Origin of the sequence: Parachryseolinea silvisoli (assembly GCF_021190955.1) — a bacterium.
Classification (GTDB): Bacteria; Bacteroidota; Bacteroidia; order Cytophagales; family Cyclobacteriaceae; genus Ohtaekwangia; species Ohtaekwangia silvisoli.
Window position 1 is genome coordinate 1,114,933 of record NZ_JAIOAO010000003.1, and the last position, 23,195, is coordinate 1,138,127.

General features: G+C 52.6%; 13 protein-coding genes. 4 read left to right on the forward strand and 9 right to left on the reverse strand.

All coding sequences use genetic code 11. From position 1 onward, the window contains the following. Positions 1 to 28 precede the first annotated feature (28 nt). The 6 genes from K7P01_RS21655 to K7P01_RS21680 form a co-directional block, all read right to left on the reverse strand. Entirely contained in the window at positions 29 to 1,471 is a 1,443-nt protein-coding gene (locus tag K7P01_RS21655; RefSeq protein WP_267296674.1) for an alpha-L-fucosidase, read from the reverse strand. A gap of 52 nt (positions 1,472 to 1,523) precedes the next feature. Next, complete coding sequence (locus tag K7P01_RS21660; RefSeq protein WP_267296675.1) at positions 1,524 to 4,832, reverse strand: VCBS repeat-containing protein; 3,309 nt, start codon at positions 4,830 to 4,832, stop codon at positions 1,524 to 1,526. A 166-nt stretch (positions 4,833 to 4,998) separates the two neighbouring features. Continuing rightward, positions 4,999 to 6,708, reverse strand: coding sequence for a RagB/SusD family nutrient uptake outer membrane protein (locus tag K7P01_RS21665; protein WP_267296676.1), 1,710 nt, complete (start codon positions 6,706 to 6,708; stop codon positions 4,999 to 5,001). A gap of 12 nt (positions 6,709 to 6,720) precedes the next feature. Continuing rightward, on the reverse strand, positions 6,721 to 10,077 hold the full coding sequence (locus tag K7P01_RS21670; protein ID WP_267296677.1) for a SusC/RagA family TonB-linked outer membrane protein: 3,357 nt from the start codon (positions 10,075 to 10,077) through the stop codon (positions 6,721 to 6,723). A 196-nt stretch (positions 10,078 to 10,273) separates the two neighbouring features. Then, positions 10,274 to 11,275 (reverse strand): FecR family protein, encoded by a 1,002-nt coding sequence (locus K7P01_RS21675; RefSeq protein ID WP_267296678.1) that lies wholly within the window; start codon positions 11,273 to 11,275, stop codon positions 10,274 to 10,276. Positions 11,276 to 11,583: 308 nt separating this feature from the next. Next, on the reverse strand, positions 11,584 to 12,165 hold the full coding sequence (locus tag K7P01_RS21680) for an RNA polymerase sigma factor (RefSeq protein ID WP_267296679.1): 582 nt from the start codon (positions 12,163 to 12,165) through the stop codon (positions 11,584 to 11,586). Positions 12,166 to 12,500: 335 nt separating this feature from the next. Between K7P01_RS21680 and K7P01_RS21685 the strand changes: the two genes are divergently transcribed. Both K7P01_RS21685 and K7P01_RS21690 read left to right on the forward strand, forming a co-directional pair. Then, positions 12,501 to 15,725, forward strand: a complete 3,225-nt coding sequence (locus tag K7P01_RS21685) for a SusC/RagA family TonB-linked outer membrane protein (RefSeq protein ID WP_267296680.1) — start codon at positions 12,501 to 12,503, stop codon at positions 15,723 to 15,725. A 12-nt stretch (positions 15,726 to 15,737) separates the two neighbouring features. Beyond that, positions 15,738 to 17,096: a RagB/SusD family nutrient uptake outer membrane protein gene (locus K7P01_RS21690; RefSeq protein ID WP_267296681.1), complete on the forward strand. Its 1,359-nt coding sequence runs from the start codon at positions 15,738 to 15,740 to the stop codon at positions 17,094 to 17,096. Positions 17,097 to 17,170: 74 nt separating this feature from the next. On the opposite strand, the gene K7P01_RS21695 is transcribed toward K7P01_RS21690, so the two are convergent. Continuing rightward, a complete protein-coding gene (locus K7P01_RS21695) occupies positions 17,171 to 17,392 on the reverse strand; it encodes a hypothetical protein (protein ID WP_267296682.1) in 222 nt (73 codons plus the stop codon). Between the two features lie 163 nt (positions 17,393 to 17,555). Between K7P01_RS21695 and K7P01_RS21700 the strand changes: the two genes are divergently transcribed. Beyond that, on the forward strand, positions 17,556 to 18,356 hold the full coding sequence (locus K7P01_RS21700; protein WP_267296683.1) for an EcsC family protein: 801 nt from the start codon (positions 17,556 to 17,558) through the stop codon (positions 18,354 to 18,356). Between the two features lie 129 nt (positions 18,357 to 18,485). Continuing rightward, positions 18,486 to 21,530: a CHAT domain-containing protein gene (locus K7P01_RS21705; protein ID WP_267296684.1), complete on the forward strand. Its 3,045-nt coding sequence runs from the start codon at positions 18,486 to 18,488 to the stop codon at positions 21,528 to 21,530. Positions 21,531 to 21,799: 269 nt separating this feature from the next. Here K7P01_RS21705 and K7P01_RS21710 read toward each other — a convergent pair whose 3' ends face one another. Both K7P01_RS21710 and K7P01_RS21715 read right to left on the reverse strand, forming a co-directional pair. Next, positions 21,800 to 22,612 (reverse strand): tetratricopeptide repeat protein, encoded by an 813-nt coding sequence (locus tag K7P01_RS21710; protein ID WP_267296685.1) that lies wholly within the window; start codon positions 22,610 to 22,612, stop codon positions 21,800 to 21,802. 22 nt (positions 22,613 to 22,634) lie between these two features. After that, the gene (locus K7P01_RS21715) at positions 22,635 to 23,132 is read right to left on the reverse strand and encodes a sigma-70 family RNA polymerase sigma factor (protein ID WP_254085217.1); all 498 of its coding nucleotides are present in this window, start codon (positions 23,130 to 23,132) and stop codon (positions 22,635 to 22,637) included. Positions 23,133 to 23,195 lie beyond the last annotated feature (63 nt).

Sequence of the window (23,195 nt, forward strand, 5' to 3'; positions counted from 1 at the left end):
GTTCAGTGAAAATAAAAAATTGATAGGATCAGTACAGACCGATCTGTGAGATCAACGGACAGGCTTTTGCCGCGATGATCTTCACGCGCACCTTCGAGGTCTCCACTGGCTCCAGTTTTACAATACGTTTGTAGCCGATGGTCGTGGCCGATGCCACTTTCTTCCAGGCATTGTCTTGCCACACTTCGACCTCAAATTGTTCCACCCGTTGTCCCAGCGCGATATACTCTTGTAACAAGATATACTGCACGCGTTGCGGCTTATCCAGGGTAATTTCCAGATCTGCTGCCGTGACACCGTCATCGGTCGCCCAGTACGTGTCTTTCTGGCCGTCAATGGCCTTGGTCGCGTCATAGGCCTCCGATTCGCCGCGGTACTGGCTGGCGGTAGCAGTAGCGCCAAGGGCAAGATTATGCGCAAAGGTACTGTCGATCAGGCGACGCCAGCCTTGCAATGACTTCACATCGTTTTCATGGATCAGACCGCGACCGTCGGGCGGAACATTCAACAGCAGGGTAGAGCCCCGACCGACAGACGAGAGGTAAATTTCGAACAGTCGCTCGGGCGTTTTGACCAGTGAATCTTCTTTGGTATGGTAGAACCATCCGGGCCGGATCGATACATCCACCTCGGCGGGTATCCACCGTGTGCCTTGCGCATTGCCGGCTTGCAGTAAGTTTTCGATGTCCGCCTTTCCGGCGTACAACGTATCGGGCGTGATGGAATTCCAGTTGGTCTCGCCGGCTTCGCCGCGCTCGTTACCGACCCAGCGAATATCCGGACCGGCATCGCTAAAGAACAATATGTTGGGCTCCATCGCACGCACCATGTTGAGTGTGCCCGGCCAGTCGTAGTATTTCTGCCGGTCTATCTGGCGTTTTTCGTTGGCACCGCCATAGAAGCCGTCGCCGCCGTTGGCGCCGTCAAACCACATTTCAAACACCGGACCGTATTGAGAGAATAGTTCTTTCAATTGATCGCGGTAATACGTGATGTATTCGGGCTTCCCATAACCCGCATGGTTGCGGTCCCAGGGCGAAGCATAGACACCAAACTTCAAGCCATGTGCTTTGCAGGCGTCAGATACTTCTTTGACGAGGTCGCCCTTGCCGTCTTTGTATGGGCTGTTTTTGATGGAGTGTTCGGTATAGGCAGATGGCCACAGACAAAAACCATCGTGATGCTTACATGTAAGAATGACGCCTTTAAAGCCGGCTTCTTTCAATGTACTGATCCATTGATCGGTATTGGCCGATGTCGGCGCAAAGCGGGCCGGCTGCTCGTCGCCATATCCCCATTCCTTGTCTGTAAAGGTATTGATGGTAAAATGAATAAAGGCGTTGGTTTCCATCTCGTGCCAGGCAAGCTGCGCAGCGGTGGGAACGGGTGCTACCGGCGCCGGGGGCGTGGCCACGGGCTTCTGGCAGGCCGCCAAAAGCAGTACGAGGAAAAGGCTGAGAATACGGTTCATGCGGTAAAAGTAAGTAACGTAAGGAAAGCTTAAAATTCAGTGTACTATTTTATTAGCGTGTGTCCGTGCGTGGTGTAAGTGTGTACAGTGAAGCGTAGTCGTTATTTCGCGATACAACCAGCCGCTGGCCGCTCTTCTGGAAATGCATCATGGCCAGGTCGCGGATGTCGCCGGTGAGCCACAACGGACGGTCTGGTGCATACAGCGAAGCCACACCGCGTTCAAACTTGAGCAAGCATCCCATAAACGCGTCGCAGCGTCCAAACTGTGCACGATACGGATAAAAGTTTCCCGCAGCCAGCACTTCGGCAACGCCGTCGCCATCGAAATCGGCAACGTGGAAATCCTGGATCGACGAGAGCTGGGTCATCGCGGGTAGAGGCTTCAATATCAGTTCGCCGTTACCGGTATTTTCCAGCCACGACGATGCCAGTGTTTCTGCTTGCAACACGCGCGATGCAGGCAGCCTGTCTGCTCCCACAATATCTTCAATCGTGGCATCGGCATAGTCGGTATAGCGTATAAACTTCTTGCGCAGTGGTGTGACCTGATCTAATAGCTCGTCACGTGTAGGATGCGGGTAGCGCTTGCCTTGAATGTAACTGCACACGATGGGGTCGATGGCACCGTCGCCGTTGATGTCCTGCATAAAACACTCGATGGGCTCTTCCGTAGATGCCTGCAGCGCCATATTCAGCCCGGCATTGCCCAGCAGAAAGTCGACATCGCCATCGCCGTCCACGTCGGCATCAGTGATTGCACACCACCAGCCCTGGCTGTGCTTAGGATTGGAAATCTGCGTGGAAGGAGCCAGCGTGCCTTGTCGATTGATAAATATGCTTACGGGCATCCACTCGCCAACCACGATCAGATCGACCCAGCCGTCGCGGTTGATATCGGTCCAGCGTGCATCGGTCACCATACCCACACGTGACAAGTCGTGCGCGGCGGTCTCGGTTGCATCGGTAAATTTTACCTGGCCGTTGCGCGTATCGTTTCGCAGCAGATAGCTTTTCGGAAACAATGGATACTGTTGTGCGGCCAACCGGCCGCCCACAAACAGGTCCAGGTCGCCGTCGTGATCATAGTCGGAGGCAATGACGCAACTGCCACTGGTTTGTTCGGAGGGCAGCGCCGTGGGTGTGGCCTGGAATACACCCTTGCCGTCGTTCAGGTATAAACGATCCTGATAAAAAGGGTCACCACTGGAAAATTCATTGCCGCCGCTGACAAGGTAAAGATCGGTATCGCCGTCGCTATCGGCATCAAAAAAGGTCATGCCCGTGTCTTCATAAGGCATCGGGCCTTTATCCCAGGGTTGCGGTGGCGCATCGGTCAGGTGGCCGACGTCCGTTCCCAGGTATAGCTTACGCGGTTGGCCGGAGGCGCCGCCGAAGAACACGTCGTCGTTGCCATCGCCATTCACATCGGCAACAGCCAGTTTTCCACCGAGGCGTGACAGCTGTGCCAGCAGCAGGCGTTGGTATTTAAAATCGATGTGTGCATTCTCACGATGTCTGAATCGAAGCCCCGCAGGGGTGGCAACGTCTTTTAACAAGGCTGGACGAGGCATAGCCACGTCGGCATCCACAGGCGCCGACGTTGCCTGATCGATCACTACCAGTCGGTCGGCAGTGACCAGCGCCTGGCTGGATTGCGTACCGTCTGGCCAACGCACATCGATCTGTTGTGCGAACGTCGCGTCGCCAATGCCAATGGTCATGACAGGCTCGACCGAAGATTGATACCCCCGGCTGAAATGCGCTTCCTGGAATAATCGCCGACCGTCCGATAGCGTGATAGTAATGGCCGCGCCTATGCCGTGTGTGTTGGGCTTGCGTCCATCCAACCGCAGCTTGATATAATGATGTTGTTGAATAGACTCCGCGTGATTTTGGAGCAGTGTCACTTCGTCATTTAGATTGTTTACCACTAAGTCAAGGTCGCCGTCGTTGTCAAAATCCGCATGGGCCGTGCCGTTGGAAATGGTCTCCTGTGTCAGACCCCAGGCTTCCGTCATGTTTTGAAAGTGAATACCGTCGGTGTTTCGGAAAATATACTTCTTTAACTTCGTGGCAGGCATGGTCTGGATCAGGTTCATGACATTGATCGCCTGCTTGTCTTTGGATGTCTTCTGAAGGGCGTCGTTTACTTTGTATTTCAGAAAGTCCTGGTTGGTGTAGTCGCGTAGATAACCATTGGTCGTAAACAGGTCGCGCAGCCCATCGTTGTCGAAGTCGGCCAGGAGGGGAGCCCAGCTCCAATCGGTATTTGAGATGCCGGAGAGTTGCGCAATCTCACTAAAACGGGGCAGGCTGTCGGGAGCCAGACCACGGTTGAGCTGCAGCGTGTTGCGCATGTATTGAAAATGATAACCGCTATCGGCCGCCAGCATCACCTTGTCATATTCGTCCGCACCTTTCAACAACTTCTGGCGGTGATTGTCTTCGGGGAGCATATCCACCACGTATACATCGGGTCTGCCGTCGTTGTTGATATCGGCAATGTCCGAGCCCATGCCGTACTTGGATAAGTGACCAAACAGTGTATGTGACACTTCACGGAAGGTGCCGTCGCCGTTGTTGAGATAACAAAAGTCCTGCTCGTCGTAGTCGTTGGTGACGTACAGGTCGGGCCAATGGTCGCCATTGAGATCGCTGATGGCGGCGCTAAGCCCAAAATTGAGGCCGCTGCCGTGGATGCCGGCGGCTTCACTCACTTCTACGAAGCGCTGACCGTCGTTCCGGTATAATTTATTTCCAAAGTAAGGGTGTCGCAGGGCGCGAAGCTTTTTTACGTTGTAGAAGGGCGCGTAAAACATGTTGGCATGGTTGAGCAAAAACATATCGAGGTCGCCGTCGCGATCGTAGTCAAAGAAATAGGATTGTGTAGAAAATGTGCCAATCGCATCGAGGCCGTAATCTTTGGCCGATTCGGTAAACGTGGGGATACCGCCGGGCTCACAACCCTTGTTGATAAAAAGTTGGTTGGCGCGTCCGGGATGGTCGCGAATAACGGGTTTGTCCAGGCGCTCGCCGGTGGTATTACCCGAGTAGCAAAGATAAAGATCCAACCAACCGTCGCCGTTTACATCAGCCATGGTGATGCCGGTCTTCCAGTCCGGGCGGCCGCCGGTGCCGGAGGCCTCGGTAATATCTTCGAACTTCCACTGGCCCTTGTTTACGTATAACTTGTTAGGCATGGAGTTGCCCACGAGGTATAGATCGGGCAGGCCGTCCTTGTTCAGGTCACCTGTCGCGACACCAGCCCCGTTATACATATACTCGTAGGTCATAATGTTGTTGTGCTCCGTCTCCGTAATCTGGTTGCGGAATTGGATGCCCGTTTCAGACGCACTCATTTCGGTAAACTGTTTCTTCGGACTGCACTGCTGAAACAGTATGAGCACGATGCCAATACAAATAGAGGGCCTTTGAGGCATGGTCGTTCAGGTAAGTGTAAAGAATGTCTGGCGAAAGAAAAGCAGCGGGGCTATGGTCCCCGCTGCTTGTAAAGGTCAAATCAACTTAGTTTGTTTCGTAACCCGGATTCTGTGTGAGTGTGTTGTGACTCCGCTGAATTTCCGAGTACGGTATTGGGAAGAAATACATCTTGTCGTCCCAGTTGCGGTTGGGGTCCGCCACCCAACTGTAGTCGTAGGTAATGTTGCCGGCGTCTTTGATGATTTTTACACCCATAGCCGGTTTATCCAGTGCTTCCGGGCCGATCGCCCAACGACGGATGTCGAAGAAGCGATGGTTCTCCAGGGCCAGCTCGACACGGCGTTCATTGCGATAGCGCGCTACCAGAGCATCGCCGCTTTCGTTCACGTCAGGCATGCCTACACGATCGCGCACAGCGTTAATGGCCGTGCGGGCAGCGTCGTCGTTGTTCAACTCGATTTGTGCTTCGGCATAGTTGAGGTAGAACTCGGTAATGCGGAAATAGATCCATGGGCTCAGGTTCTCATCGGCACCGGCGGCATCTGCTTTTTTCCCTTCGTCCAGAAACTTGCGAAAATTATAGCCGGTGCGCGATGCATTGGGACCAGAAGGGCCCATGGGCGAATCCTTGCCTTGCAATGTTCCGTCCGGCGATCCGTCCGGTGCGGTCCAGAATTGCATGTCGCGCGTGCCGCCATTGATGGGGTCGGCAATGACAGCACCATTGTATAGAATAGATTCGCCAAAGCGCGGGTCACGGTCGACATAGGGATTTTGAGGATCATATCCGGAACCATTGTCTGCGGGAAGTAAACCATTGGTCATTTCATAGCTATCCACCAGATTTTGTGTCGGCGTGATATTGCTCCATCCACCCAGACCGTTGGAATACAGCCAGAGGTTCACACCCCACGAGCCACCCCCGTGTGCATTGTTTACCGTAAACCGGCGGGCGAAGATAATCTCCGCTGTGCTTTTTCCATTAAACATCTCGCCGTATTGGTCCCCCGAACCAATCACCGGGAACCCGGGCAGGTCCATTACAGCTTTGTTGGCGTCGCGGGCTGCGATCCAACGCGCATCGTCGTGGTTGGGATTATATAACGGACTGGCAATATACAACAGCGTTCGCGCTTTCACCGCCAGCGCAGCTTCTTTGGTGGCGCGGCCAACCTGCGTCGTTGTAACGTCACCTAACTTCTCTATCGCGGCGTCGCACTCTGCCACGATGAATGCCGCTACTTCTTCCGCGGAATTACGCGCGACATCATAATCGGCTTGTCCCAGGTCGAAAGTTGTGGTAATGATCGGCACACCACCGTACCAGCTCAACAGTTCCATGTACAGGTATGCACGAATGAACTGCATTTCACCCGACAGCTGTGTAAGCGCGGCGGCTTCCACCGGTGAGTTCACGGTCTTTTCATTGAACAGGTTTACCCGGCGGATATAGGTATAGGCGTTGTTCCAGGTGCCAAGGTTGGCGCTCTCGCCGTTGTCGCGCGTAATGAGTCCCTGTGTGTAGTTTCGTAGTGCTGTCTGACCGCCGTGCTGCGAATAGGCGTTGTCGGTCATGGCATCGAGCAGGAGGAAGGTATTCTCTTCGGCAAACGGATGACGAATGCCGCGGTAAGTACCGTTGACGAAATCCGTCAGCAACGCTTTGTCTACAAACACGTCTACTTCGCTGAACGAGTCCAGTGGTTTCTGATCCAGGATGTCGTCGGAGCAGGATGCGACGCCTATCCACACAAGGGCCGCAAGGGATATGTATAGTAATTTCTTGATCTTCATACAGGGCATCCGTTAGAGAGTTAAGTTTAAACCGAAGTTGATGCTCTTGGTCTGGGGAAATACCCATCCCTGAATGTTCGTGCTTTCCGGGTCGGGCAGGCCGTCCTTTTTCAGGGAGTCAAACGTCAGCAGGTTAAAGCCGTTGACATAGAACCGCAGGTTCTGGATGCCGGCACGTGATACCAGCGCGTGTGGCAAAGTATAACCAAGCTCGATCGATTTCAATCGCAGGAAGTTGATATTTCGCAGCCATACATCGTTGGTCTGCTTACTATAGGTCGAGTTGATGCGCGCCATCGGGGCATCGGTGAAGTCCGGGCGCCAGGCGTTTTCCAGGAAGTATGCCGCCGCATTGCTGGACGCACCAAAGTTATAGGTGATCTCCTGCGTAGCGCGGGCCTGGCCCTGGAACAGCAGGCTGAAATCAAATCCTTTCCACTGTGCACCAAGGTTAATGCCGTACTGCAACTGGGGTGTGGAAGTCCGGTTCTGCCGTACGCGGTCGTCAGTATCGATCACGTCGTCGCCGTTCACATCGCGGTATATAAAGTCGCCAATCTGCGCGCCGGGGCTCGGATGTTGCGCCAGGTCTTCTTCAGTCTGGTATATGCCGACGACCTCATACGCAAGCTTGGTTCCATTAACACCTTCTTCGCCGATCGGCTTGCCTTCGCGCTTTTGATAAGCTTCTGTAAAGATGTTGCCGTCGTCGATGAATACGATCTTGTTGCGGGCAAAGGTCATGTTGGCGCCTACGGTAAAGTTCAGGTCACCTACGTTGCCGCGGTACGTCACCTGGCCATCGATACCTTTGTTATCAACCTTTCCAATGTTTTCCGATGGCAGGAGCAAGCCGGTATACTGCGGCACGGTAACGTTACGCTGTGCGAGGATGTCCTTTCGTTTACTCAGGAAGAAATCAGCTTCGAATAGCAGGTGATTATCCAGGAAGCCCGCTTCTAAACCGATATCCAGCGTGGTCTGCTTCTCCCAGGTAATGTTGGGATTTGCGATCACTTTTGGATTCAATACTTGTACGTCGTTCCCTCCGATCACATAATTGCCACCCGACCGCGTGTTGAACGTAAAGACATCCAGGTATTGAAACTGATTTACCCGGTCATTTCCCAACTTGCCCCACGAGCCGCGGAACTTCAGGTTGCTTAGGATCGTTTGATTCTGCATAAAAGCTTCTTCGGAAATACGCCAGCCCAACGATACTCCGGGAAAGAAACCAAAGCGCTCGCCCGGAGGGAAGATCTGCGACCCGTCATAGCGGAAGTGCGCTTGCACAAAATACTTGTCTTCAAAGTCGTACGTCAGGCGGCCGAAGTAGTTCTGGCGTGCGCCTTTACGCGCCGTGCCGTTAGCCGTTTGGTTGGACTGGTTGCCGGCAAAGAGCTGATCGATCTGGCCCGACTCAAAACCCGTGCGACGTGCCGAGAGACTGTCCATACGGTTCTTATTTTGCTCATAGGCTACGAAGCCGGTAAAATGGTGCGCGCCAAAAGTGCGTTCGTATTTCAGCTTGGCGTTGAGCGTAACGGACTCCTGCCGTTGATAGTTCTCGGTAAGCTGTGGTGTTTCGGGCGATTGTACCGGCACCGGGTTGCCATCCGTGTCAGCGTCATAGAATGTATAGGGCTGCTGCCATATCTTACGGAAGTCGTTGACGATGTCGAGCGCGGCAAAGCCGTCGACGGACAGGCCTTCGACAAACGGAAGCTTCAGGTCAAACTTAAAGGTGCTGTTCAATACCGTGCGCTCGAGCTTATCATATCCGTTGCCGGCGGCAATTGCCAGTGGATTTTGTCCGAGACGTCCACGTGTAGGCAATCCTTGTATTGTAGCAGGCAGCGTGGGCGGTGTCAACAGCGCTGCCTGGTATGTAGTGTTGGGGTCGGTCTGCAGGAAGTTCCGGTTCTCACGACGCCCTGCGAGGTCGAGCCCAATGGTCAGAATCTTTGACATTTGCGCGTCAATGTTCGAGCGAAGGTTGTACTGACGGTATTTGGTAGTCTCATCGCCCGTCAGCAGCGGACCTTGATAGGCGGTACCACCGGAGATAAAGTACTTCACCGCCTCGGTGCCACCGGTCAACGTCAGGTTGTGCCGGTTTTGCAGGTAGTGGCCATCAAACGACTCCTTCATCCAGTTGGTACTGGGACGTGTGCCATTTTGATATTGCGCTATTTGCTCGTCGGTATAGGAGTTTGGTAAGATATCATTCACACTGCGTGCAAACGTGGCGGCATCCGACATCTCCATAAACCGGGTGGGACTGACAAAACCCTGGTTAAAACTATAGTTTAGTGTCGGCTTACCCGTCTTGCCGCGCTTGGTCGTAATCAACACCACGCCGTTGGCAGCCTGCGCGCCGTAGATCGCGGCCGAGGCATCTTTCAACACTGTCAGCGTTTCAATGTCATTGGGATCCAGACGCGAAATGCCGTCGCGGTTGGCCACACCGTCGATGACGATCAGGGCCTGGCTGCTACCGGTCGTGGCAATACCGCGAATGAAAATGCTGGCATCGTCGCGTCCGGGCTCGGCGTTGCGCTGGTTGACGATCAGGCCGGGCATGCGCCCGGCGAGGGAGTTGGAGATCGAGATAGCCGAGCTCTTGCGTATGTCGTCACCCGACACTTGCGAGATCGCACTCGTAACTTCCTTCTTCTCCTGCGTGCCGTAGCCTACTACAATCACCTCGCCGAGGGACTGAATGTCTTCCTCCAGCGTAACATCCACGGTGGTGCGGCCAGAGGTTAATACTTCCTGCGTGGCATAGCCAATGAAGGAGAATACCAGTATTGCATCGCCCCCCGGTATTTCCAATGTATACTCGCCGTTGGCATTTGCTGTGGTTCCGATCGTCGTTCCTTTTACAATTACGTTTACGCCCGGCAAAGGTGCGCCGGTAGCGTCGGTAATCTTACCGGTAATGATCGGACCATACACGGCATCTGTCGTCGAGGCCACGGGCTGCTCCGTTGTTGTCAGCGAAGGTTGCTGGGGCTTCAAGGCGATCTGCTTGCCGATAACTTTATAGTCTATATTTTCATGCAGCACATTCGTCAGCACATCCGATAGCTTCTGGTCTATCACGTGCATGGTAATGCGGTTGTGAATCGGTATCTGACTTGGGTTATAGGTGAATTTGACTTTTGCTTGTTTGCCGAGCAGTGTCAGCACGTCCTGTACTTCGACGGCGTCGACATCAAGCGTCACCCGCCGGTCCAGCACTTCCTGGGCTTCGGCGTCAATAGCATACACCATGGATATGGTGAATGAGACGATCAATAGGTTAATTAGTGTCACTCGCATAAGAAACAATAACAGCCCATATTGAACAGGTCTGGATTTATTCATAGATTTAGATGTTTTTGTTTGTGAAAAGGGCAAAAACCGGCCAGGCTGATTTCTCAGCAGGGCTTGATGGAGGTGGGGGATGGTCACGACATCACCTGCCTCTTTTTGTTTTTAAAGAATATGGGGAGTGTAGTGCTATTTTTGCATAGGCAGCAAGGGTTTAGGGTTTAGGTTAGTTCGTATCATTTCAACAGGCTCAATTCGCAGTACATCCGGGGGACTCCACCCGGATATGCCCATCCTCTACATAATACGTGGCATTGATGACGTGGCAGATGACTTCCATCCGCTCAAAGAGGCCTTCGTCGGTCAGCTCGGTCGTAATGCGGCACTGCTCGATACTGTGTTCATCAAAGTCAATCGGTACGCCGTACATCGTCTCCAGCGTTCGGAACAGCTTCGCTACGGGCTCGTTAGTATAGACCAGCGTGGTACTCGGCACCGGCACCAATACGGCCGGGCTTTCTACCAGTTGCTTCTCTGCTATACCTTCCTGACGTTTGTATACCACCTGCTGGTTGGGTGTAAGAATGATTTCCCGCGACGATGTGATGCTCCCCGGCAATGCCGTCGGGAAGACGGACACTTTACCCGTGTGTACCGACACGACAATCTCCTTCCGGTCGGCATATGCCTTGATCACGAAGCTCGTCCCCAATACCCGTGTAGTGAGCTCGTTGGCATGGACCAGGAAGGGGTGCGCGGGGTCGCGTGCTATATCAAAGAAGGCTTCGCCCGAAAGGAATACCTCGCGTTGGTTGCCAAAGGTCTCCGGGTATCGCAGCTCGCCTCCTGGTTGTACGACAATGGTACTTCCGTCTTTGAGGGGCACCCGCACGGGTTCACGCGTAGTGTTGATGAAGCGTATAAGGTCGCCCTCCGCCAGGCGCATCGGCGCATCACCGGTTGCCGCGGGTGTGAAGTACTGGTATAGCAGAAAGCTGCAACTAATCAGCAGCGCCACCGCCGCCGCCACTTTCCAGTAAACGAAACCAGGTTTGGCAGATGACTCCGCCAAAACCTGATTATCAATCTTAACCCAAAGATTGTTTTTTATAGCGTCCCGGGCATGTTCCGGGATCTCAATGTCTTGCGATTGGAGGTTGTTCATCCAATGTTCGACAAGCCGTTTTTCCGCAGCCGTGCAGGTGTTGGTGTTGTAACGTTCCAATAGGGAATCAAATTCTTTAGCGTCCATCGCGTCGGTTCGGTTTATTTGGCCTTATCTGGAATAGAAGTCGGATAAGTCGGGATTTACCGTAAACCGCGGACGAAAATTTTTTACGAGGCCGGATCTAGCTGATTTTCTTCGTTTTAGCGCAATCGTTTGAGAATTCCATGGGCAAATTGGCTGGGATAAACCGACAGGAGTGTTAGCCGAGCGTGGGAGAAGCCCCTCATATCTCCGTCCTTCTACACGGGCTTATCTCGGGCTATACTCGGAGAATACACGGGCTAAACACGGAGACATCCCCGCCGTTGACGGTGTATCCGTGGCAGGCCTTGTCAAAAGAGAAAAACCCAAAGCAGAAGGGAGATGATATAGTCTTTCAGATGCGCGCGAAGCTGCTTTAAGGATTGTGTGAGATGGTACTCGATGGCACGCTCAGACAATTTCAGGAATTGCGCAATCTCCGATATGGAGCGCCCTTCGAGGCGGTTCAGGCGAAACACCTGTTGCGATTTCTCGGGCAACTGTTTAATGGCTTGTTGTATTTCAGCATTGAGCTCGTCAAATGCCACGGCGCTGTCGGTTTCGTTAGCGCTGGTGGGAATAAAAGCGCGGTAGTGGTCCCAGTATTTTTGGTGGACGATCTTCGAGCGGATCTTATCGATCAATTGTTTCCGGACGGAACCCAGCAGGTAGTGGGAGAGGTTCACGACCTTGAGCTCCTCGCGTCGTTTCCACAGTTTCAAAAACAGCTCCTGTACGATCTCTTCCGCCTCTTCGTGCTCGCCCGTGCTCTTGAATACCATCCTATATAAGCGATACCAATACCGGTGAAAGATCTCCTCATACGCCGCCTTATCGGACGCGCGGATCAGCTTCAAAAGCTCTTCATCGCTATGGTGGCGGAGTGGTTGCAAGGTCTGCTCAGGTAAAAACTCGTTTATAAGTTTAGTGTAAAATGAGATGAAAATCAATCCGCCGTCCGGGGTCGCGACCTGCAAATCTGGGTTTGTCCGTGCAAATCAAGGGAATATCAAACGATTTCGGAATAAGTGTACCTCAGTTTTTTTATGAGATCGAATACCACAGATTGTTGAATTTCGCAACAGGTGTGTGGAACCACCTTTCTAAGATTTTCCCCATTTGTTACCTGTTACAACGCCATTTGACCACTAAATAGGGCTTTTACCCGCCTTTTGCGGTGTGGCATGAGTTTACCTTACGTCCAAGCGACTTTACAAACACTTTAATTATGAGGATTTTTTTTTACGCTAGTTGTCTTTGCATTCTATCCGCCACCGCGGGCTGGGCGCAAGACCGACAACCGGGTGACACTACAAACACACAACCTCCGGTAACAGACACCACCAAAATCTCCGAAGAGGACAAAGCCTTTATGGCACAAACCGATTCGTTGATTCAAGTCGACTCGACAAAGGCCAGGATTGCAGTCGACAGTACCCGCACCGATAGTACCAGAACGGATAGCACGCGTGTAGCCGCGCAAGACACATCCACAGTATCGACCGGCGCATTTCGCGTAACGGGTACTGTATCCTCGCCGGACGATGGCGTTGTTCCCGGCGCCAGTATAATGGTAAAGGGTACTACCAAGGGCGTTGTAACAGATGCAGCCGGTAAATATACCCTGATGGTCGAAACCGGTCAGGAGACGCTGGTCGTATCATTCGTCGGCCTCGCAGATAAAGAAGTTCCCATCAAAGGGCAAAAGAGTATCGATATATCATTGGAACCTGAGCAGAAAGTCCTGAAAGAAGTGGTCGTCGTGGGCTACGGCACAATGGACCGCGCCACGTTGACAAGCTCCGTATCCACCATTGGCGGTGAGCAGATCGAAAACGACCTGCTGCCCAGCGTGAGCCAGGCCATACAAGGTAAGGCTGGTGGCGTGCAGGTGACACAGCGGGGTGGTTCACCGGGCGGTGGCGTCAGCATCCGTATCCGCGGAACAACCTCTATCAACGCCGGTTCTGACCCGCTCTATGTCGTGGACGGTATTCCGGTCAACAGCACCACGAATTTCGTCGGTGGAAGTGACTTTAACTTTGGCGGCGGCACTTCGGGCATCAACATCCTGTCCTCCATTAACCCAAGCGATATCGAATCTGTTGAGGTGTTGAAAGATGCCGCGTCATCCTCTATCTATGGTGCCCGTGCAGCCAACGGTGTAGTGCTGATCACTACCAAACGTGGCAAGCCCAGCACTAATCAGATTATGGTAAACGCGTATGCCGGGGTGTCAGAAATGCCGAAAGAGCGGAAGTATGAAATGATGAATACCGCCCAGTACGTCGATTACATGGCCGACTACTACAAGTACCTGGGCACTGCGCCGAACCCGGCGGTCATGTCTACAGATGTAGACACCGACTGGCAGGACGAAATATTCCGCACAGCACCTATGCAAAACTATGAGCTTGCTGCTTCGGGAGGATCTGAATCCACCCAATATTATACTTCACTCGGCTATTACAAACAGGAGGGGATCCTGTTAAACTCATCCTTCGAGCGCATCAGCGGCCGCATGAACGTAGACCATCAATTCAGCAAACGCTTTAAGCTCACGTCGAATATCAACCTCACGCGCGCGATCAACAACCGCGTACAGGAGGAAAACTCGAAAGAAGGTGCTACCAAGAACGGGTTTGTGACACCGCCGAATATACCGGTGCACAATGCAGACGGATCGTGGGGACTTGACAAGGTCGTATTATCACGCGAGAACCCCGTGGCCATGCTGGAGCTGCCGGTAAATATTGCCGAGACCTTCCGCATTCTGGCCAACACGGCGCTGGAGTACCAGATCGTCCCAGGCCTGAGCATCAAGACCAACTTCGGCGCTGACATGAGTTACATTGATGAGCGCTTCTTTATGCCCGGCACAGGCATCCGCGCCTTTGTAGTAGACAAAGGCCTTGGCGCAAGCCGCAGTACACGTGATCAACTGTGGGTAAATGAAAATACCCTCACGTTTGATAAGCGTCTGAACGATCTGCACCATATCAACTTACTCGGTGGTGTTTCCTTTCAGGGATCGAAGCTGACCTGGGTTGATGCTCGTCGTTCAAACTATAACCGTACCGACATCGAGTGGATTTCGGCGGGCGGTACGGTCACGGGCGCATCCGCCGGTGCACAGGAGTGGGCCATCGCATCCTACTTTGCACGTGCTAACTACGGGTTCAAAGATCGTTATCTGTTGACTGCCAACTTCCGTGTAGACGGTTCGTCACGCTTTGGCGCGGACAATCGCTACGGTTTCTTCCCGGCAGTAGCCGCCGCGTGGCGGATCTCGCAGGAGCCGTTCCTCGCCGGAAATAAAAACATCAGCAACCTGAAGCTGCGTGCCAGCTGGGGTATTACCGGCAACCAGGACATTGGCAACTACGCCAGCTATTCCCTGTACTCAGGCGGTCGCAACTACCTCGGTCAGCCGGGTTATATTCCATCAACCCTGGGTGATCCGAACCTGGGGTGGGAGACCACCGAGCAGATCGACATCGGAATGGATGCAGGTTTCCTCGATGACCGTATCACGCTGTTGGCGGATTACTATATAAAGAACACATCGGATCTCTTGATTGGCGTACAAATACCGCGCACCTCCGGTTTTGCCACTGCCCTCCGGAACGTAGGGGAGATCCAAAACAAAGGTCTTGAATTTGAGATCACCTCGCGCAACCTGATCGGTGCATTCCGGTGGACAACCTCCCTCAACATGACCTTCAACCGTAACAAAGTTGTGTCGCTGCCCAATGGAGACATCCTCGGCGGGTTGGGTAACTACCTGAATATTGCCCGCGAAGGCGAACCGCTCGGTTCCTTCTTTGGCTACAAAATGGTGGGTGTCAACACCACGACAGGCATGATCGACTTCGAGCACAACGATGGCACCGTCGGCCCGCCGACCTTCCCGGAAGACCGCAAAATCATCGGCGATCCTAATCCTGATTTCTTTGGCGGCATCACGAACACGTTCTTCTTCAAGAACTTCGACCTGAGCGTCATGGGCCAGTTCTCCTACGGCAATGACATCTTCAACTACAACCTGTTCAGTGTACTTTCCGGCAGCGGTACTTCCAACGGTCTGGTAGACTGGACACGCCGCTGGCGCCAGGAGGGTGACGTGACAGACGTGCCACGCCCCGCGCCGGCCAGTTTTGACAACGCCACCATCTCCACTCGCTTCATCGAAGATGGATCGTTCTTCCGCCTGCGCAACATCACGTTAGGATATACACTGCCTACGGCCATCACCGACAAATGGCACATCAAAGCCCTGCGCGTATATGCTACCGTGCAGAACGCCCATGTATTTACCAAGTACCGTGGTTACGATCCGGAAGTAGGTACATCGCAGGGAGGCGCATCAAACCCCGGCTTGATCTACGGGTATGACTATGGCAGCTATCCGCAGCCGCGCATCTTCACCGGCGGTTTTACCATGACTTTCTAATTTGACGCTACCATGAAAAAATTCAGTTACTATATCCTTTTAGGAATCGCATCGCTGACAGCAGTTTCCTGCAGCGACTTTCTGGACAAAGAGCCCATTGACCAAATCTCGTCCGAGCAGTATTTCACTGACGAAAAGAGTGTTACCTCGGCGATGATTGCGCTTTACAACTCCCTGGTGAATGCGAACTACTACGGGCGGGCAATGATCATCATCCCCGAGTTCGCCGCAGGCCAGGTGGTTAGTATTCAACAGTATCCGGAGTACATGGTGTTCACCAGCAATACCGTGAACATCGACAACCCCTGGACACTTAACATCTGGGCGAACTCGTATGCCACGATCAATGCAGCCAACAACATCCTGGCGTTGGAATCCGAAGATCGCGCAGGCGAGGTAACCTTCGCAAACGACTCCACCCGTGCGGGACTGCTGCGTGAAGCCAAGTTTATTCGTGCGCTCACGTACTTCAACCTGGTGCGGAGTTTTGGTGACGTGCCCTTGATCACAACACCTACTACGTCCAGCTCGACAGACCTGAGAGTGACACGCGCACCGGCCGCAGAAGTATACGATCAAATTGTCTCCGACCTCAGCGGCTACGAAGAAGTGCCGAGCCGTTACACCGCCGCGGCAGATTTGGGGCGCGCCACCCGATGGGCGGCAGAAGCGCTGCTGGCAAAAGTAAACCTGTATCGCGGCGATTACCTGCAGGCGGCAAACCTCGCGGGCGATGTGATTATGAACGGCGGCTACTCACTGCCGGGAACCTATGGTGACGTGTGGACGAAAGAAAACAGCACGGAATCTATCTTTGAGATCCAATATGACGCGCAGGTGCAAAACGAGCTGGCGAAGAATGTTGCACAGACCGGCGGGATTTTCTCTACCAGCAAGGCCATCTATGACGAATATGATGTATCCGACGTGCGCCGGGACTTTAATATCCTGCCAGTGGGGGACCAGTACTACATTGGCAAATATCCGGCGGGTCCGGCTGCGCAAAACCTCCCGATCATCCGCCTGGCCGAGGTATACCTGATCTATGCTGAAGCAGAAGCGCGCAACGCCCAAAGCGTTACCAACGACGCATACACCTACTACAAAGCTGTGCGCGACCGCGCCGGCCTGGAGACGGAAGACATTAGCACCTTTACTGACTGGCAAGCCTTTGTAACCGACGTGCAGCATGAGAAGCGGTTCGAGATGATGTTTGAAGGCGAAGCGTGGTTCGATTACACCCGCACGGAGCTCGCCTTAACAGAAATGATGGTGAATCCCAATGCCGGACGTTTTGTATTCCCGATTCCGCAGGCAGAGCGTGACCTCAATCCCAACCTGGGGCAGAACGACGCATACCTCGCACAATAAAAATACAGATCCGCATAAACAAAGAGGCCGTCTCAAATACATGAGGCGGCCTCTTTTTGATAAAAAGCGTTACGTCATCGAAGTTGTATAGTGGCAATAAATTCATGCTCAGTCGTTTGTTGCGAGATGATAAACGGATCTTCTTTGCGAACCGTGTCCCCCTTGTTAATGATGGCGCCATTATACAGTAGCGGAACATTTGCATTCCAGCGTAGAAACACGACCTGATCGAAACCTTTTACCTCGCTTGTCAGATCGTTGTCACCCTTCCTGATCTTGATCTCTTTTTCTTCCATAACAGGCTGTTTGATGGGAAGTAAAGTAGAAAAATTCGATCGCGCGAACAAATTATGACACGTTAAAGACGAGGGCTGTGGAAAAAATTCCTCGTGCAGGAGTGGCATCTGTCTGGAAAACGTGGCACAACATTTCACGTATACAATCTTAAAGGACACGATTATGCAGCGTATCACATACCTCTCCACACCGTACGACCGCCAGGCGCTCGACGAGCTCCGGCAATGGCAACACGACATGCAGCGCAGACCATCGCTGCTCAATATGCTATCCCGCGGTATGCAGCAACGCGTGAACCGCATCATACCGGAGAAAGTGCATCGCGCCCTGACGACAGCCATCAAGCAAATGACGCGTGCCATGATCTTTGGCGCGAAGATCTCGAATCGTCCCGCCGTGCGTGAGGGATCACTTCAAGATCGTGAACGCGTAGTGATGGAGCGGATACGTGTCTACACGAATACCGCCGCAACTGAAGGCGCCATCACCGGTGCAGGAGGCTTCTTATTAGGACTTGCCGACTTTCCACTTTGGCTCAGTATCAAAATGAAAATGTTGTTTGAGATCGCGGCCGCATACGGATTCGAAACCCGCGATTACAAAGAACGCGTCTACCTGCTGCACATCTTTCAGCTTGCGTTCTCCAGCCAGAAACACCGCAATAACACATATGCAACGATGGCGCGCTGGTCAGAAGAAAAAAAGAACTTGCCCGACGACATTCATCAATTCGACTGGCGCAGTTTTCAACAAGAGTACCGTGACTATATCGATCTTGCAAAGTTGTTACAACTCATACCCGGCATCGGTGCGGTAGTCGGTGCATACGTCAATCATCGGCTTACAAACAAGCTCGGTAAATTTGCCATGAATGCATACCGCATGCGGTGGCAGGAGATCAATGTATTACCATTGCAATCCGAAAGCGGCGATGCTCATCTCATGACCCCATCCTACGCGTAGGTACCATCAGAAGTATACCTGTAAAATAAGGTATTGAATTAGGGTGTTTTTCCGGAGAATGCAAGGAGCGGGTACATATCGAAGCCGCGCATAGTACCTTGCATGCACTTCCCTGACCCGGACCCCTCTATGCGCAGTAGAAATGTATTTCTGGCTGTTATCGTGCTGTGGTGCTTCTTCGCGAACGCCAATGCGGTCGCGTCACAGCAAGAGTCTATCCAGCATCTATTAACCCGAGCGAATCAAGTATACCAGCGCGGCGCATATGATAGTGCGTTGTTTCTATACCAAACCGTCGCGCAACGAGGGTTGCTCGCCAATGCTGTCCAACAGCACATGGCAGCTTGTACGGGCATCGGCAATGTCTTCATGAAGCGCAGGGACTATGATCACGCTACGTTATACCTGGATAGTGCTCGTTCCATGGCCACCCATGCGGATATTGGCAGTAAGGAAGGAGCGGATGCTCTCTACACGTCAGGGGTGTTGTACGACCTCATTAACCAACCGGAGAAGGCAATACAATTTCACCGGAAGGCGTTGTCGATGCGTCGTGAATTGCTCGGCAACGAGCATGTGCTTGTCGCTGAAAGTTACAACGGCCTGGGTGAAGTTTACCGGTACACCTTGCGGGACTATGCTTCGTCGGAAGAGAATTTCCTGCATGCGGTTGAAATTCTGACAAGATCCGTGACGATTGACCTCAAGCAGCTCTACCGCAGCTATTATAACCTGGCGACGACGAACCGGATCAAGAACGATTTTGAAAAGGCAAGTGGCTATGCCTTCCAGGCCATTGGCGCCCTGGAGCGTATGCGTCCGGTCGACACGCCTGCATTGATCCGTTGTTATGGTATGTTGGCTAATATTTACAACAATCAGGGGGCGCATGATAAGTCTATTGTGTACTACCGAAAGGCAATTGGTCTGCGTCGTGCCAATGGTACCTTGTATACAACCGAGATGGCCAATGATTACCGAAACTTATCGATTGCCTACACCGACTCCAAACGGATCTCACCGGCGCTGATCTGTATAGACAGCGCACGTCATATATTGATGACACGCAATGCAAATGACTCTGTGGAGATCGCCAATGTATTGACCATCCGGGGCAAGGCATTACACGCCGACGGCCGATACGAGCAGGCCCTGCAGCAATTCAGCCAGGCACTCGCGATGCTGGAGCATTATGCCGATGCCAATCCCTTGGACATGACCAATGTCTGCCGGCACATCAGCGAGGTGTTGGAAGAAGAAGGGAAATATAAGGAGGGGTTACTCTATCTACAACGAGGTATTTGTATTGCCGTAAATGAAGAAATGCGGGCGCCGGACGATATGCGCAATCCTTCGTTTGAGCGTCTGAAGAATATTCCACAGTGCTATCGGGAACTATCACAAAAAGGTGACCTTCTCATGAAACTTGCCGCCGAGCACGGCCAGCCGTATACTTACTGGCGTTTGGCCCTGGACTGTTTTAAACTCGCGGACAGGCTGATGGATCTGCATTGGGAAGCACAGGACCGCGAGAGCTCACGCTTGCGGTTTGTCGGTACCAACTACACCGTTTATGAGAATGCGCTGGCATGTGCTTATCACCTCTATGGCCGCACGGGCGACGCCCGGTATATTGGCGAAGCCTTTAACCTGATCGATAAAAGCAAAGGCCGCATTTTGCGTGTACGGTTGGAAGAGGTAGGCCGGCAGTTGCAACGACAAATTCCCGACAGCATTATACAGCAGGAACGTACCATCCGGCATGCCATCGCCACGTTACAACAGCGACTAAGCAAACAACAGGCTCTTTCGGACTCTCTTGAACGTGCCATCAACACTTCCCTGGTGACGGAGGAAGAAAAGCTCCGACTGTGGCAAGAACGGATTGGCACAAAATATCCCGGGGCCGTCGTGGTCGATCAGCCCTCCGGCCACCTGGAGCTTAGCTTGTTGAAGAGCAAACTGGGCGATAATGCTGTCTTTGTCGAATATTTTACGGGGAGAACGTATATCTATGCTGTTGTTGTTTTTGCCGGCAAAGAGCACTTGCTACGGCTACCAATCGGAACGATCGAAGAGGATGTGCGCACCCTGGGCGAGCTGTTCGCGGCAGGTATTCGGGAGACGTTGCTCCAAGATGACTATGCTGTATATACTCACCTGGCCAGCCAATTGGGAGAAACGCTGCTGGCTCCTATTTTCCGTGCTTGTAATCTAAAAACAAATAAGGCATTGCCACCGGTATTTATTGTCCCGGATGGTATTTTGAATCTGCTACCGTTCCAGGCGTTGTTGTTGACGCCGCCCCGTCAGGAAGGGGGCGTCGATTATCGTCAGCTGGATTACTTGGTGCGTCACACGTCTGTGGCGTATTCATACGACGCTGCTTCGCTCTTTGCTAATCCGGTGGAACGCATGCAGCGCCGCAACCTATTGGCTTATGGGTGGTCAGACGGTACAGAGCAAACTCCCGGGAGCCTACCCGGAGCACACCAGGAACTAAAGGCAATTTCCGACATTATGCGGGGCACGTTTATGGCAGGTAAAACAGCCGGTAAACGCTCGTTCCTGGAGCAAGCACCGGACTATGCCATTCTGCATCTCGCCCTGCACGGTAAAGCCGACGCGCAAGACATCTATAATTGTTATTTACAGTTTCAGGATGACAAGCTCTTTGCCCATGAATTATACAACTTGCGGTTACAGGCGGACCTAACCGTATTAAGCGCTTGCGAGACCGGCTATGGCAAATCTTTTCAGGCAGAGGGTGTCTACAGCGTGGCGCGCGGCTTTTTCCATGCAGGTGCGCGCAATGTAGTCATGTCGTTGTGGCGTATCGATGACGGTACCACGGCATCGCTCATGCAAAAGTTTTATGCAGGCTTGGGCCAGGAGACAATTGGTAGGGCATTGGCGCTGGCGCAGCGCGAATATCTACAGGAGGCTGATCAGTATACGTCGCATCCTGCTTATTGGGCTGGGATGGTGTCGTGGGGCAATACCCACCGGATTATACCGGGAGAGGATGATCCGTTTTTATACAGTGTCGTGACCGGCATGATCTTTCTGGTCGTAACAGGAACCCTGCTTCTCACCTGGAAAAAGGTGAGAAACAGAGTATCTATACCGGGGTTATCGGCACCCGCAGTGAAGTATTTGAAAGAGAACGTATAACAGCAATGATAGCGCGCCAGTCGCTGCGGACGCCGTGCGGATCATCATCATCGGGCGGCTGTCGTTAATGTCGTTAGTACTATCCTTTTCGTTTCGTGCTGCCATGGCGTGTAATGGTTGATTTGGTATTGCTTAGCGTAGCGACTATTTTTTTTGTCGGCTTTTTCATCGCCGGCCGCGTGTCATTAATGTCACGGGTACTGTCGGTTGTGTTGAGGGGTTTTGTTTTTGGCATAAAAGTGGGATTAAAGGGTTTTATATAAAATAGACTATTCTATTTTCTGCAGTATCTCACGTGCCCGGTCTGCATAGCTGCCGCCTTCGTCCACCAACGTATGCAGTACACTCTTTGCACGATCGGCGGTTCCAGCCTTGAGGTATGTCATGGCGAGGTACCATTTTGCCTGGCTGGCAATGTGGCTATCCGCGCCGATGGATAAAAAGGCCTTGCCCGCAGCGTCCAACGAATCCAGGGCCAGGTAACAATTTCCGAGGTATAGCCGGATGTTGTCTTGTTCCTGACGATTATCACCGGTCAACGCGTGAAAGAGTTGAAGCGCTTCTTCATAACGGCCCGCACGGTACGCGGCAAAAGCCTTCTCCCGTGTTGAGGTTGTCGATGTACTGGATTCGCCGCGCACCGAAGGGTTAAAGACGTCGGGATATGGTTTATAGTATGTTTCGTATAAAGCCAACGTCTCTGTTGGGGTGGGGCGTAACAACAATACCGAGCCTACAATCAGTATCAATACCGCGGCGGCCGCCCAATAGACATACGAGCGGTACAGCGGTACGATTTTCTTATCGGGCACAGTATTATCAGCCGTGTTTGTCTGATTCGCGGTAAGCGTGCCTGCTCCCGCCTGTGTTTTGATCTCCTGCTCCCAGCCGCGAATGGTCTCGGCAAAGGGCTGTTGTTTACCGTAGTAAGCAATGCCGTCCATGATCTCGCGGTAAGAGCGTACTTTGCCCGCAAAGGCGGTGTCGGCCTGTTGCCGGTCCAGAAATGCCTGACGCTCGTCCAGGCTCAGCTGGCCCTTGTGATAATTTTCAATCCATTCAAATTCCAGTTCCTCGTCCATCTCGCAAAATTTTATACCCCTCTTATGCCAGGCTGTCGCGCACAATATTGTGCTTGTCGACAAGTTCCTTCAGCTTTTTCATACAAAGATGTTTCTTCTTTTTCGCCACCGATTCACTCTTGAAGTTCAGTTCCGTGGCGATGGATTCCATCGAAAAGTCCCGGTAGAAACTGAGTACCAGTACATTTCGACAGGTCTCGTCGAGCTGATTGAGCAATCGCACGATCACCTCCTTGCGGTAGGCGTCTTCCATGTCATAGTCAATACTGACGTGCTCCATCGATCGCTCGTGCACATCTTCCAGCGACGTTCTGTTCTTTGGCTCTTTATTAAGCACCTGCAGCATGATGTTGCGGCCGATGGAGAAGAGGTAGGTACTGGCTTTAATCTCCTGCATCGCAACCTTGTCTTCCCGCACGTTGAAATAGAAGATGTTGAAAGACCGCTGGTAGGCGTCTTCCACGTCTTCTATCCGGCAGTAATAGCGCCGGCTAAACCACGCCAGGAATTCAGGCCTCATATAGTTATACAGCGCTTTCAAAACCAGGTGATTGTCTTCCTTTATATCTTTTATCAAAGACCG